Source organism: Gammaproteobacteria bacterium (assembly GCA_022340215.1).
Classification (GTDB): Bacteria; Pseudomonadota; Gammaproteobacteria; order JAJDOJ01; family JAJDOJ01; genus JAJDOJ01.
In genome coordinates this window covers 1-14,455 of the sequence record JAJDOJ010000121.1, presented here as the reverse complement: position 1 = coordinate 14,455, position 14,455 = coordinate 1, and the positions used below count along the sequence as shown (strand labels likewise).

Genomic DNA, 14,455 nt, shown 5'->3' with positions numbered 1-14,455 from the left:
ACAAAAAGACGCTTATCTGTTGGAGTTGTCTCGCTACCTCGTTCTCAATCCCGTTCGCGCCCGCATGGTACGCACGGCACGGGATTGGCCCTGGAGCAACTATCGGGCTACGGCAGGAATGACCGTGGTGCCCAATTGGCTGGAGATCGACTGGATACTGGCCGCTTTCGCCGAACGCAAACAACAGGCACAGACCGCGTACCGACGGTTTGTCGCCGACGGAAAGAATCAGCCTTCCCCCTGGGAAGAACTCAAGAATCGGATCTATCTGGGTTCAGATGCATTTTTGGACACAATGCAGCGCAAAGTGGACGCAGACCAGCGCTTGAGTGAAATCCCCAAGATGCAACGATCGGTGTCCCGGCCGTTGACTTGGTATTTCGACAAACACCGAGACCGCGATACTGCGATTTTCGAAGCCTTTAAAAGTGGAGGCTACAATATGCGAGAGATTGGCGAGCAGGTTGGACTACATTATTCAAGGATCGGCAGAATTGTGAATCTACCTGAAAAGGCACGAGACAAGACCTGACCCTGTTTGCCTGACGCGTTCATCAACTGTGAAACGAGAGGAAATTGAAATGGAAAGCCGGATTGAGAACCGCGTGGATGGTAACGATGTCGCTGGGAAGCGAACCCCGAGGCTCGAAGCCGATGGTTTGGAAGCGGTGCATGTGTCCGGATAGCACCAGGTGCACGCGCTTCGGCAGGGAGTCGCGGGCGAAGGCGGTCTGAAGCGTCCTGTCGATGACGGCGTACCTGCCGGAGGCATCGAGATCCGTCTTGGGGATATCGTCGTCTGGCTTGTTCACTCCCCAGAGGGGCCGATGGCTCTGCAGCCAGATGGCGTTGGCGGCGGGGGCTTCATTCATCAGGGACTGGATTTTCTCGAACTGGGCGTCGAAGTGGTTTTGGTGCAGGTTGCTTTGGTCGCAGGCGTTGGCCGAGTCGAGCACGACCACGGAGAGTCCGCCTAGGTCGACGCGGTAGGGCTGGCGGAAGGTCAGGGGTTTCCTGTCACCCGCCGGCGGGTTACGCAGACACCGAGCCCTGTCCGGATGATCAGAGCACCGGGGGAGCAGGGCACAGCTCGGCCCGCTACCCCTGGGCGATGCTCCTGGCCGGGGTCTACGAAGCCTTTCCGCAGGCATTGTGGAACGGAGATGCGGATCATCGGCTCGTGTCCTCTCTCACGCATCCCCGGCAGGCATTTCCGGCCCCGCAGGTTACCCTCCTGGCCTCTACGCTTGACGGGCGCCCTACCTCAGAGCAACCTGTAGTCCGGAAGGGGGTTGGATGGATGATCGCTGGGCCTGGGGCAGAAGATAGTCGTAATACGCCCAGCCTTGACCCCAACATAAGCAAAAAACGTACCATCTGGAGGTGGGGAAAGTGCAGGTGACCAAGTTCACAGGGACTGGCGGACTCACGTGGAACCGGTTTTTCCCTTTCCTTAGCTGGGCGACGGATATCAATCGGCAGACCCTGCGAGCCGATCTGGTAGCGGGCCTGACAGTCGCCCTCGTGCTTATTCCCCAGTCTATGGCCTACGCACAGCTGGCCAGTCTCCCGGCTTATTATGGCCTGTACGCAGCGTTCTTGCCGCCGCTGATAGCGGCGCTCTTCGGGTCGAGCCGCCAGCTCGCCACCGGTCCGGTAGCCGTGGTCTCCCTGTTGACCGCGGCCGCCCTCGAGCCGCTGGCCACCGCCGGCAGCGAAGCGTATATCGCTTACGCGGTGCTCCTGGCTTTCGTAGTCGGTATCTTTCAGTTTCTTATCGGACTGCTGCGCTTGGGCGTCGTGGTCAACTTCCTTTCCCATCCGGTGGTCAACGGCTTCACCAATGCGGCGGCCATCATCATCGCCACGTCTCAGCTGTCCAAGATCTTCGGAGTTTACGTCGACAAGGCAGAACATCATTACGAAACCCTCTGGCGAGTCATTGTCGCGGCAACGCACTACACTCACTGGCCGACCTTGGCCCTTGCCGCTTTGGCTTTCACCATCATGTATGCTCTCAAGATGGTCAATCCGCGGATTCCATACGTCTTGGTGGCGGTAGCAATTACCACGACGATCTCCTGGGCCACGGGCTTCCAACATGATGAATGGGTGCCTATAGATCATGTCCGTTCGGAAGAGGTGAGGCACACCATTGAGGAGTTCAACGACACCACCAACGCCATCGAGACGACCTCCGAAAAGCGAGCGCAGCTGGGCAATCAAGTGATCGACGCCGAAGAACGATTCGGCAAGCGGTCAGAGGAGTATTTTGAACTTACTCACCAGCTGGACCTATTGAATCTCAGGTTAGGCTATCTGAAAGAGCGGGCATCTCAGTTGCGAGAGCAGTTTCGATCTCTGTACTTCCGCGAAGTTCGACAGAGCGATCAGCTCGTCTTTTATCTGGACGCCGAGGCGCCCGCAGGAGAAGCCAAAGACGGCCGACACTGGCGACTCAAGGTGGGCAACGCGCGGCTCAACATGGACAGCTTGGAGTTCATCGGCGGCGGCGCCGTGGTCGGGAAAGTCCCTCAAGGGCTTCCCAAGATTGAGGTGCCGGACATGGACGTGAAGACCATCCTTCGGCTCCTGCCGATGGCCGTGATCATCTCCCTTCTGGGCTTCATGGAGGCGATCTCGATCGCCAAGACCATGGCCGCAAGGACGGGGCAGCGGCTGGATGTGAACCAGGAGCTCATCGGGCAGGGTTTGGCAAATATCTTCGGTGCGTTTACCAGAAGCTATCCGGTGTCGGGCTCCTTCTCCCGCTCGGCGGTCAATGCCGGAGCGGGCGCCGTGACCGGGCTGTCGAGCGTCTTCACGAGCCTTGTTGTGGTGGTGACGCTAATCTATTTAACCCCACTGCTTTACTACATTCCGCAGTCTGTACTGGCTGCCGTGATTATGTCGGCCGTGATCGGGCTCATCAACATCAAAGGGTTCATCCATGCATATAGAGCGCAACGATACGATGGGATAATCGCCGTTATCAGCTTCGTAGCGACGCTTGCCTTTGCCCCACATCTGGATAGAGGGATCCTGATCGGCGTCGTGCTCAGCATTGGCCACTACCTGTACCGCAACATGAAGCCAAAGCTGGCAAGGCTTTCTCTCCATCCGGACCACTCATTGCGAGACGCCGAACGGCACGGCCTGCGCGAATGCGTTCATATCGGGGTCATTCAATTTGAGGGGCCGTTGTTTTTCGCGAACGCCAATTACCTCGAGAATCAAATTGCGGACCGCTTAGAGACTATGCCTCAGCTGCGCCACATCCACCTCGTCGGAAACAGCGTCAGCGAGGTAGACGCATCCGGGGAAGAGACCCTGTCACTACTTGTTGATCGATTGGGGGAGCGGGGAATTGGGCTCACCCTGAGCGGTCTCAACGAGAGCGTCCTCGATACCATGCGACGTACGCACCTCTACGAGAAGATTGGAGAGGAGAACATCTTCCCCTCCCGAGTTATGGCCATCCAGGCAGTTCACGAAAGGACCCACCGCAACTCCGCGGAGGCGGCATGCCCACTTCTTGAAGTATGCTATTTCGATCCGGAAAAGCTGCCGGACGGGAAGCTACTGGTTCACGACTTCGAGATGCTAATGGTGGACGATGAGAAAGATTTCGTCACCTATACGACGAAGCGACTTGGACGTAAGGGACTTAATGTAACGGCTTGCACCGATCCTCGCGACGCTCTGAAAAAGATGGAAGAGAAGTACTACGAGGTAGTGGTCCTGGACTTGAAGATGCCCGGAATGAGTGGCCAGGAGGTCCTCGACGAGGTTCATAGCCGTCATCCTCGGAGCCAGGTAGTCATTCTCACGGGTCACGGGACAACGGAAAAGGCTTTCCAACTAGCGAAATCGGGAGCGTTTGAATATTTGGCGAAACCCTGCCCAATTGAAGATCTGATACATGCCATCAACAAGGCCGTGATTGTCGGCCGCTCCCGCGCAGCGAATCGGAACTCCGCTTAGACGCCGGTTTCTGGCTGGGCCTGGAGTTCGCATTCCGAACAGGAAGCGCCAAGAGATTTAGGAGAGGAAAATGCCCCTTGTGATCATCTTCAGCGGCTCCTTTTGCCGCGCCGAAGAAGTGGCCCGGCGGGTGGCGGAGAGGCTTGACTGCCCTCCCATCGGGGCAGAAGTCCTGCAAGATGCGTCCCAGGAGTCGGGGCTATCGGTGGACAAGCTTATTCGCGCACTCACTGGCACTCCATCCATGTTCAATAACCTGACCCACGAGCGCGAAAAAGGGCTTATCTATGTGAGGGCGGCTCTTGCTCGGTGGCTCCATACAGACCACCGCGTCTATCATGGCCTTGCGGCCCACCTCGTGCCGAAAGAAATCACCCATGCATTGAGGGTCTGCCTGATAGCCGACCGCGATTTTCGCGTGGCTCAGGCCGGACAGGAGGGCCTCTCGGCCGATGAAGCCAGGAAGAGAATAAGCAAGGAAGACCAGGAGTTGAGCCAGTTGACCCACCACCTCCTGCATCATTCTCCGTGGGACGCCAGCCTGTACGACCTAAGAATCGCTATGCACAGCACCCCGGTGGACCAAGCAGTCGACACCATTATCGACAGCGCGCGCCGAGAAGCCGTGAGACCGACTGAGCAATCCCTCCAAAAGGCTATCGACTTCATATTCGCAACGCGGATCAACGTCCTTTTGGTGCAAAAAGGGCATTACTACTGCGACGTCACGGCACGCGGCAGTCGGGTTACGGTCATCATAAACAAGAACGTCATCCGGCTTGAGCCGCTGGCCGGCGAACTCAAAGCTATCGTCGGAGCGATGGATGGCGTCGAGGAGGTAGAGACGAAAGTGGGGCCGGAGTTCAACCAGCCGGACATCGTCCGGTCATACGATTTCGAGATCCCGTCGCGGGTACTACTCGTGGACGACGAGCAGGACTTCGTGAGCGCGATCTCGGAAAGGCTCGATCTACGCAACATCAAATCTGACGTGGTCTACAACGGCGAGGAGGCTTTACAGTACCTCGAAGACCGGCAACAGGCCCCAGTGGTGATGGTCTTGGACTTGCGCATGCCCGGCATCGATGGCATCGAGGTCTTGCGTCGAGTGAAGCGCCATCATGCAGACGTAGAGGTCATTATCCTCACCGGACACGGAGGGGAGGAGGATCGACGCATAGCCATGGAGCTGGGGGCTTTTGCCTATCTGCACAAGCCGGTGGACGTCGAGCTTCTCGCCAGAACCATGAAAGAGGCAACGATGAAGGCGCGGGAGGATGAAACCAGTGACGCTCGGCAAAGAGATACTGCAAAAAAAAGAAAGGAATCCTCCGATTGATTCCCGCCCTGCAGCGAGCGCTGGCGGTGCATGCAGTGTCACCGCCCGGTCTGGTCGGGAACACGCCATTCGTGAGGCGTTGCCCCAATGACGTGGCTCCGGCTTTATCAGGAAATCGGGGGCATAAGGCGATTTCTGTCAAATGACATACCATCCTGCTTGTCTTTGTCGTCCGTCCTCTGTGTTGCGACAACCGTTCCATCGTTCGACTATGCGCCTATTGTCGTGCCTTGATGACGAACGAAAATCCGGCGCGATCTGGTATGTCATTTTCCGGCAATCGCCTAAAGCCCTGATGTCAAGTGAATGGTAATGAAAAGACAGCAGAATATTGCTCAACCTGCGCACCGAGCGCTCTTGTCTCCAAGACAACATCTAGCACTGGTTTGTTCTCCCCGCCACCCGAGAGTATTGCTTGAAAAGGGGCGGTGAGATCTCAGGGGAGGGAAAAGCTCGACCCATGGATTCGGGTAAGCATCGTCGCGCTCATCAGATAGGATAGCTCTGGAGTAACGAATGGCACCGTTAAAGGTACTGCTGGTGGATGACGAAAAAGACCTTCTTTACACTCTGGCGGAACGGCTGTCTTTGCGTGGATACGAGGTCGACGCCGTTACCGATGGGGCCGATGCGGTTAGCCATGCGCAGACGCAACCGCACGACGTGGCCGTCGTGGATGTAAAGATGCCCGGGATGAGCGGGATAGAAGTTCTCGCAGCGCTCAAGAAACAGAAGCCAGACCTCCCCGTGATATTGCTAACGGGACATGGATCGGAAGAGTATGGCCATGAAGGTACGAGGCACGGGGCTTTTGCTTATCTCATAAAGCCCACGAATCTGGCGGAGCTTATGGAGTCGATGAAGAAGGCAGTCGAGGCGGCGGAGCGATGAAACAAGCGGAGCCGTTCCTGAACTTCGCCCAAGACCCGCGGGTCTTTCTCGCCACCATCACCGCCCGCCGCTCCGCGCGTCAGTCAGGTCAAGCGGCCACGGCACGGAGCAGGGCCAACAGGTGGCAATGCGACCAGGCGTGTACACCTAGCTATGAGACCCGGCCAGCGTTGGCATCCCGGCAAAAAGGCCGCACGATGCACCACAAATGGATCTAGCGTCAGGTTGCGAATGAAACGTTCGAGAACGTGCCAGATAGCGGAATAAAGTCAAAGTCCACAGAGCGGTGGATGGCGGGCGAGTGGCAGGAGGCCAGCCACACGCCGTTTCGATACCGTGGCTTATGGTTGGCCATTGTCGTCTCCACTTGCCTGGTTTCGTTCATCCCGCTGATCGTGATGGGGTTCTCGAATTATTACCAGTACCAAGAAGCTTTCGAGGACGAGGTCAAGCATCCCATCCGACTACTGGCCTCCAACGCACGCCGCTCACTGCAGTTCTACTTGGAGGAGCGTATCTCGCTGCTTAATTTTATTATCGATGACAAGGCCTTCGCAGAGCTGCGAGATCAGAAGACACTGGAGCAGGTCTTCCGCAACCTGAAGAAGAATCATAGCGGCTTCGTCGATATCGGCCTGATCGACGCTGCTGGTGTCCAGCGCTCCTACGTGGGGCCGTACGGCCTGCTGGACAAGAACTACAGCGGACAGGACTGGCTAGAACAGGTCCTGCTGTATGGACAGCATGTCAGCGACGTTTTCCTGGGCTACCGTCAGTTCCCTCATTTCTCGGTTTCCGTTAAGCGCTTGGACGGCGCGGGGAAGCCCTATATCCTGCGGGCCAGCCTGAACACTGACATTATCACCCAGGAGCCGGAGCCAACAGGTTCCCGAGCCTCACGGGACTCCTTCATCGTCAACCGGCAGGGGGTGTTACAGACGCCGTCGAAAATCTTCGGCAACATCCAGACCCCTATTCCCTTGGAGCTGCCGTCGAACATCGATGGAACCATCATCCGGGATGAAGTCGACGAGCATCGCCGCCACCGAGTCGTGGGTTATTCACCGATCGACAAATCGCCGTTCATCTTCGTGGTACTGGAAGAGCGCAGCACCCTGCTGGCGTCGTGGTTCGCGCTGCGCAATAAGCTGCTGTCGTTCCTCATAATCAGCATGAGCGTGATCCTGATCGTCAGCCTCGCCGGCGCGACTTACATGGTCAACCGGCTTCGCAAGGCGGATGATCAGCGCCTGGCCCTACTCTACAAGGTGGAGCATACCTCCAAGATGGCTTCCATTGGTCGGCTGGCAGCCGGGGTGGCACACGAGGTCAACAATCCTCTAGCAATAATAAACGAGAAGGCGGGGTTGCTAAAGGACTACGTGACCCTATTCGAAGACTTCCCGCATAAGGACCGGTTCCTCAAGCACATCGATCCCATTCTCGACTCGGTGGAGCGGTGCGCCCAAATCACTCGCCGCTTGCTGCGGTTCGCCAGGCATATCGACATTCAGTGGGAGCCCATAGAATTGGAGGTATTACTAAAGGACGTGCTGGCGTTTGTCGAAAAGGAGTCCGTCTATCGCCGCCTCACTATCAACCTCTATGCCGAGGCAGGTCTCCCTGTAATCGAGAGCGACCGCGGTCGCTTGCAGCAGGTCTTCCTCAATATCATCAACAATGCGTTCGACGCAATAGAGGACGGCGGCCGCATCGATATCGCCTTGACGCTAGAAGGCCGTGATTGCATCAACGTCACAATCAAAGACTACGGGATCGGCATCCCGAAGGATCAGCTGCATAGCATTTTCGAGCCGTTCTACACCACCAAAAAGAATCACGGTACCGGCCTCGGGCTTTCCATTTCCTACGGGATCGTCGAGAAGCTGGGCGGCAAGCTTCTTGCCGAAAGCGTGGAAGGGGAGTGGACCCAATTTTCCGTAATCCTGCCGATCAAACCGCCATTGAACACACGGAGTGGCGGCAAGACTCAGAGTGTTATTACTTAGGCGATTTCTGTCACTTTCCACCCCGATCATCTCCAATTTCTCCAAATAGCGGGTTACTGCCTAGATTAATTTCGTTAGAAATCAGTTGTAGAGTTTTAAGGGTGGCAGATCAGCAAATGTCGTGACATAAAAATACGAACATGGGTTGACGCCGAACGGCCGGGATGGTTTGCTTGGCACTATGTTCATCCGCCGCGTCAGAACGCGCACCACACAGGACGGGACCTGCTACTACAGTCACCGTCTGGTCGACAGCTATCGAGTGGGGGACCGTGTTCGAGGCGCAACTGCCGGGGTATCTGGAGTCGCTGGATTTCGAATATGAAAAACAGGGGCTTTCCGCCCTCTATCGGGCTTCGGATCTGCTCTGGAAGCACCATGAAAGCATCGAGGGCTTTGTCTATCAACAGCACGTGGAGCTGTTTGAGATCGAGCAGGCCATCACCCTCTACGATCTGACCAATACCTCCTTCGAGGGCAGCGGAAAGTACAACGAATTGCGCCCGCCCGTCGATGCCGACGATGAGAAAAATCGATCTCTCGATCTGCGTCCTGCCCCCACCATTTTCCTGGATGCCGGTATTGCCTCGGAAGCCAATATCCAGTGGCTCCGGGACCAGGGATACAAGTATATTATCGTCAGCCGAAAGCGCCATATGGAATTCGACGACCAACGCTGTGTCGCGGTCGAGGAGCGGGACAACGATACCGTACGCGCCATGCGCGTAGAGCGCGAAAAAGGTCTGCGAAAAGATCGGTCGACTGCGACAGAAATACAGCCGCGCCTCACGCTACTACCAGATCACCATGGAGACCGACCAGGCCGGGAAAACGGCCACCGCCGTCCACTACGAGCGGATCGAACCCAAGGCCGAAGACCCCAACGCCCACCCCGGGGTCTACTGTCTGCGCAGTAACCAGACCCAATGGGACGAGCAACGACTGTGGTCAACCTACACCCTGCTGACCGACCTGGAGGCCGTGTTCCGCAGTCACAAGCCCGGTACGCAAGAGTTCCCGACCCAATGCCGATCAGCAGCGGCTGATACGCGCCCTCGGGCTGGTGTGGCTACCGGGCAAAACGCAAAAGACGGCTGTTCGACAGAGAGATGCAAACAGTAGTGACATAACGAACGGCAAAAAAATACAACCCATTGAATTTGCAATGTATTATTCATCATAGTGTAGAGAAAAGATGGGCTAAGGCTGCAATCGTGCAACCGCACCGTCTTGGAGTATTCGACTCCGCGCAAGTATGCAACACTCTCACTGGGGCAGCCCTCGTGATATCGGATTGCTTGTACAACATCCTTAATATTAGAGAGATCGAATGTCCTTTCAGCTTCTCTCGCCGTGACATATCGCCATATATCGAGTTAGTCTGGACGGTGCTGGGCTGCTGCAGAGGAAAAGACAATTGACCAACGCGAAATCACCCTCCACGACCGACGTGGAACTTGCGTTCTTCGGGCGGATCATGGCGAGCTTGTCCCATGATCTGAAAAATGTGATCGCCACCATCAACGAGTTTTCCGGGCTGATGGAGGATCTCATCTGTGCGGCGAGTGAGGGCAGCACCCTCAACCAAGATCGGTTGCAGGCTCTGTGCAGAAAGATCAACAAACACACCATGCGCGGCGAGACGCTGATCCGGCGGCAGAACTGGTTCTCCCACAGCGTGGATCCCCCTCGGCAAAAGCGCATTGAACTGAACCTGATGCTCGCCGACATCTGCGACTTAAGCAGCCGGTTCGCCGCGCTGAAGCAGGTTCGGCTGGAGCGGTGTTTTCCCGAGAAGGAGACCGAGATTACGGTCGATCCCTTCGCCTTCCAGCATGCCGTCATCCTGTGCATCGATCTGGCGATCGACACCGCCGCCGAGCGCCGGGTCGTCACCGTCTCCCTTGCCAATGACGGCTCGCGTTGTAAGGTGTTGATCGATAGCGAGGATCCCGTCGGTGAGATCCCCCCCGCCGGTGAAGGCGGCGAGGTTCTGCAGGGGATCCTAGCCCGACTCAACGCGACGGCAACGCTGGAGGGCGCCGTGGGTAAGGCGCGCATCGTGATCGCCTTGCCCAATGGGTGAAGGAACGCTTGCACTCGGAGATCTTGACGCCAACGCTCATGCCAGGGGGTAGCTGCACCCCGGAAAATGAAAGATGCTGGAGGGGAGACGACGCAGCGAGGTCGGTCAAGTGTTTGGCGACTCGATCCTGATAGCTAACGTGACCCACTGCCGTCGTTCCGAACCCCGGAATGCGTCGTTGAAGAGCGCACGGTAAAGAGGTCCAGGCGCAACGCGTCTGAGATGGAAGTCGATGGCGGTCTGCGCTGTCTCCCTGTCGCCAGTCTACACCGTTGGGGAACGACTCATGGAACTGACACCGATCTATCGTAGTGTCGTGGCCCTGGATGTCCACCAGGCCAAATTGACGGTGTGTGCGCTGTTCGAGGACGAACACGGCGAGGTGCGGGTTGAGCTGAAGGAGTTCGGCGGTTTCAAGCGGGATCGCCGAGCGATGGCCGAGTGGGTGGCGTCATTCGCACCGCAGGCGGTGGTCATGGAGAGCACGGGGATTTACTGGAAGAGTCCGTATGCGGCCCTGGAGGAGGTTGGGATTCAGGCGCTGGTGGTCAATGCGCACCATGTCAAGCAGGTGCCGGGGCGCAAGACCGACATCGCCGACGCGCAGTGGCTGACGATTCTGGCTCACAGTGGTCTTTTGAAGGGTGGTTTTGTCCCGCCCTCGAACTTTCGTCACCTGCGCGTGCCCTCAAGGCAGTTGCAGAAGTTCACCGGCATCCTCTGCGGGGAGAACAACCACCTGCACAAGGTATTCACCGACGGCGGCATCCGCCTGTCGGTCGTGGTCAGCGACATCCACGGCCAATCGGCCCGACGGATGATCAAGGCACCGCTTGCCGGGGAGACACCGGAACAGGTCCTGGCCTATGCGAGCAAACGATTGAAGGCAAGCAACGAAGTGTTGCTCGACGCCCTCGACTGCCCCGAAAAGCTCGCGGCCTGGGCCGGCGTGTGCCCCGGCAACAACGAATCCGCCGGCAAGCGCAAGGCGGGCAGGAAACGCAAGGGCAATCCCTTTGTGCGGCGTATCTTGCGCGAGGAGGCCAATGCGGTCAGCCGCACCCGCAGCGGGCTCGCCGATAAGTTCCAGCCCCTGCTCATTCGCCGAGGGCGCAAGCGGGCCATCTTCGCATTGGCCCACAAGATACTGAAAATTGTCTTTGTATTGATCAGCCGTGGCGATTACTACCGGGATGCCACTATCGACTACGAAGCGCTCAGCGTTGAACGCAACGCGCCACGATGGATCAGAATGCTCAGAAAGTACGGTTACATCACCGCTTGAGCCTTCGCCATAGAATGCCGTTTTAGGCAGGGTTGTTGCACCCTCGCGTACTGCCGCAGGTCAGGAAAATGGAACAAAGTACAGACTGGACCCGAAAATTCCTGGAAGAGATCATCCCGCAGGTGAATGCCTGACTTGCTGCACGGAGACAGGAACTCTGCCGCGCAGCAGCTTAGTTGAACGACGCGATAGGAGCGACGATGGCGAACGAACACGTACTACTAGTAGACGATGAGGAGGATTTCGTCGAGGCTCTGTCTACGCGCATGGAGGCCCGCGGATTGGTTGTCGAGGCGGCCAAAAACGGCTACGAGGCCCTTGAAAAGGCACAGGTCCAGCGCTTCGACGCGATCATTATGGACCTGGCAATGCCGGGGATGGATGGGGTCGAGACGCTGCGCGGTCTACGTGTGGATCAGCCGGAACTGCAAGTCATCTTTTTGACGGGTCACGGCACCCTGGAAACGGGTGTGGAGGCGATGAAGCTGGGGGCTATGGACTTTCTCGAGAAGCCCACCGATATTAACCTGCTGATCGAGAAGGTGCGGAAGGCCGGGTCGAAAACCTCCGCGGCACGAGAGCAGAAGACGCAGCAGATGATTGAAGATGTCATCAAGACCAAGGGCTGGTAGCGCAGACTAGTGCTCTGTCCGACTGATAATTGCTGAACTCGCAACGATCAGTTGGACAGAGCACTAGGACCGGTCAGCGAAGCGCTGTTCGATGTGGGCTATTACGCCGCCTCGGTGATTGAGGCGACACAGAGCAGCTCGATCGGGCTGCTCTGTCCTGGGGGGCCGAGTCAGGCTTCGGTATTACGGTTTTTCGACCGCGACTCCCATTCGTAGCTCATCAACACGCTCTCGAAACGCCGCCGTGGATCTGCCCGGGGTATCAAACGCGACCGGGGCGGGCGAGGTCCATATCATCTCCCACAAGGCGATCCCGGCCCCCAGGTGCCGCCTGAGGACACCATGCCCGCCATCGGCCAGATCGTGGACCCCCAGGGTATCGAGCGCCTGCTCGGGACCGGCGATCGCGCCTTCTGTGTGGGGGGGGGCCCCGGCGACCAGAAGGTGCGTGGCCAGGAGCGAGCTCTCGCGGCGTGAGGGATGGACCATCCGGCTGCGCATCGCCGATGGCCGCGCAGGCTACGGGGAGTGCGCACCCCTGCCGGAGGCTGGCACCGAGCCGCTGGCACAGGCGCGGGTCATGACAGTGCACATGGCCGTGGAGGCCGGGGCGGGCACGGTGATACCTTTGCCACTCGGTCTTCGCGATGCGCTGACGGCGTTATCTAGATCCCCAATGAAGCTTTGGCTGCGCTCGTCAGCATGGATAGTGCGATGCCCGCGACCAAGTGTCCGGCATATGCCGCGAACTTCTCCACCATGTCTCGCTACGCTAAACCGTGGCGCAACCTGCTCTGGTCCTCCTGTCCCTTAAACTGCTGGAACCGGGGTAGAAACTTGTCCCACTCGATAATATGCGAGTCGATCTCCGGACCGTCGATACACGCATGCTTGCGGATCAGCTTGCCATCAATCAACACCGGCACCATACAGGCACCACACATGCCGGTAGCATCCACCATGATCGAGTTCAGGCTGGCGATGGTACGCACACCATAGGGCTTCGTGAGGTCGCTGACGGCGCGCATCATCAGTGGAGGACCGATGGTGACCACCTCGCCGATGGCGCGGCCTGCACCGGCTTTCGCCTTTTCCAGCAGATCTTCCAGCGGACCGGTAACGAACCCTTTGATTCCGTAGCTGCCGTCATTGGTAGCGTAGATGACATCCAATAGCGCGCCGAATTCTGCTTGCAGCAACCCGATGCGTTCGTCCTGATTGGTCCAGAACATGAGCTGCTCGGTTCGGAAACCGGCGATGAGGGTCACATGGTTGCCCATCCTGAGGTGTTCGCGCATGATCGGGTATACGGGGGGTAGTCCGACTCCGCCCGCCGTGAATACCACCGTCTCTGCGTTTTCGTACCGGTGCAGCCGGCTCGGCAGACCCAGCGGCCCCGCGATACCTGCAAAGGCGTCGCCGACCTCCATCCTGTTCATCAGGATCGACGTGCTACCCAGTGCCTGGATAACCAGGTCGATGGTGCCCTCCTCTGGATCCCAGTCGGCCAGTGTCAGAGGGATGAGCTCGCCGTTCTCCGATTGCAGCACCCGCACGAACTGCCCCGCCCTGGCCGCCTTGGCCACCAGCGGTGCGTGCACGGTAAACTCGACGATGCCCTCAGCCAGCTCGATCTTGTCGACGATCGTCGCGCGGGCCTGCCCCAGTTTCGTGTAACGTTCGGCGCTGGCCACCAGGGAGCGGATTTCGCTCCGCGTGAAGGGACTGGCTCGGGCGATCTCTTCTAGGGCCGCCGCCTTGCCATCGCCGGCGGCATTGATGGCGGTCGATCCCCCGCGGCTGGCGTCTCCACCAGTGTAGATGTCCTCCAGGGACGTCTCTTGGCTGCCTGTCCTGATCTCGATGGTGCCCCACTTGCTCGTGCTGAGCTCCGGCTCCGAATCCTTGACGATTGGATTCGATGCATTGCCGATCGCCATGATGACCAGTTCGGCTGGAATCTCCTCTGTCTCTCCGGTGGCCACCGGACGCCTGCGCCCCGAGCTATCGGCTGCGCCCAGTTCCATCACGTCGACCAAGGCGTGGGTTACGAAGTGAGTCTTGTCGTCGCCGAGGAACTCCCGCGGCGACCTGAGCACCTTGAGCTGGATGTCTTCCTCCAGCGCATGGTGTAGCTCTTCCACGCGCGCGGGCATCTCCTGCTGGGTCCGACGGTAGACGATGGTGACATGCCCCCCCAGTCGCCGGGCCGTGCGGGCCGCGTCCATG

The 14,455-nt window shown here is 58.2% G+C and carries 12 protein-coding genes and 1 pseudogene; 10 read left to right on the top strand and 3 right to left on the bottom strand.

What is annotated here, in order from left to right; all coding sequences use genetic code 11:
- Positions 1–532 (top strand): addiction module toxin RelE (locus LJE91_08870; protein ID MCG6868820.1); only part of this gene is annotated, 532 nt, incomplete at its 5' end.
- A 22-nt stretch (positions 533–554) separates the two neighbouring features.
- On the opposite strand, the gene LJE91_08865 is transcribed toward LJE91_08870, so the two are convergent.
- The gene (locus LJE91_08865) at positions 555–962 is read right to left on the bottom strand and encodes a hypothetical protein (GenBank protein MCG6868819.1); all 408 of its coding nucleotides are present in this window, start codon (positions 960–962) and stop codon (positions 555–557) included.
- Positions 963–1,470: 508 nt separating this feature from the next.
- Between LJE91_08865 and LJE91_08860 the strand changes: the two are divergent.
- The 9 genes and pseudogenes from LJE91_08860 (at position 1,471) to LJE91_08820 (ending at position 12,226) form a co-directional block, all read left to right on the top strand.
- Positions 1,471–3,546: pseudogene (locus tag LJE91_08860) on the top strand (STAS domain-containing protein).
- A 54-nt stretch (positions 3,547–3,600) separates the two neighbouring features.
- Entirely contained in the window at positions 3,601–3,984 is a 384-nt protein-coding gene (locus tag LJE91_08855) for a response regulator (protein MCG6868818.1), read from the top strand.
- A gap of 70 nt (positions 3,985–4,054) precedes the next feature.
- Positions 4,055–5,323 carry a response regulator gene (locus tag LJE91_08850; protein MCG6868817.1) on the top strand — a complete coding sequence of 423 codons (1,269 nt, stop codon included), beginning with the start codon at positions 4,055–4,057 and terminating at the stop codon, positions 5,321–5,323.
- Positions 5,324–5,839: 516 nt separating this feature from the next.
- Positions 5,840–6,214, top strand: coding sequence for a response regulator (locus LJE91_08845; GenBank protein MCG6868816.1), 375 nt, complete (start codon positions 5,840–5,842; stop codon positions 6,212–6,214).
- A 290-nt stretch (positions 6,215–6,504) separates the two neighbouring features.
- Positions 6,505–8,223 (top strand): two-component sensor histidine kinase, encoded by a 1,719-nt coding sequence (locus LJE91_08840; GenBank protein ID MCG6868815.1) that lies wholly within the window; start codon positions 6,505–6,507, stop codon positions 8,221–8,223.
- A 272-nt stretch (positions 8,224–8,495) separates the two neighbouring features.
- Complete coding sequence (locus LJE91_08835) at positions 8,496–9,140, top strand: hypothetical protein (protein ID MCG6868814.1); 645 nt, start codon at positions 8,496–8,498, stop codon at positions 9,138–9,140.
- Between the two features lie 500 nt (positions 9,141–9,640).
- Positions 9,641–10,309 (top strand): hypothetical protein, encoded by a 669-nt coding sequence (locus tag LJE91_08830; GenBank protein ID MCG6868813.1) that lies wholly within the window; start codon positions 9,641–9,643, stop codon positions 10,307–10,309.
- Positions 10,310–10,595: 286 nt separating this feature from the next.
- The gene (locus tag LJE91_08825; protein ID MCG6868812.1) at positions 10,596–11,594 is read left to right on the top strand and encodes a transposase; all 999 of its coding nucleotides are present in this window, start codon (positions 10,596–10,598) and stop codon (positions 11,592–11,594) included.
- Positions 11,595–11,794: 200 nt separating this feature from the next.
- Positions 11,795–12,226 (top strand): response regulator, encoded by a 432-nt coding sequence (locus LJE91_08820; protein MCG6868811.1) that lies wholly within the window; start codon positions 11,795–11,797, stop codon positions 12,224–12,226.
- A gap of 183 nt (positions 12,227–12,409) precedes the next feature.
- Here the strand turns inward: LJE91_08820 and LJE91_08815 are convergent, their stop codons facing one another.
- Together LJE91_08815 and LJE91_08810 are read right to left on the bottom strand one after the other, a co-directional pair.
- The gene (locus tag LJE91_08815; GenBank protein MCG6868810.1) at positions 12,410–12,715 is read right to left on the bottom strand and encodes a hypothetical protein; all 306 of its coding nucleotides are present in this window, start codon (positions 12,713–12,715) and stop codon (positions 12,410–12,412) included.
- 278 nt (positions 12,716–12,993) lie between these two features.
- On the bottom strand, positions 12,994–14,455 hold a 1,462-nt coding region (locus tag LJE91_08810), incomplete at its 5' end, for a sulfide/dihydroorotate dehydrogenase-like FAD/NAD-binding protein (protein MCG6868809.1).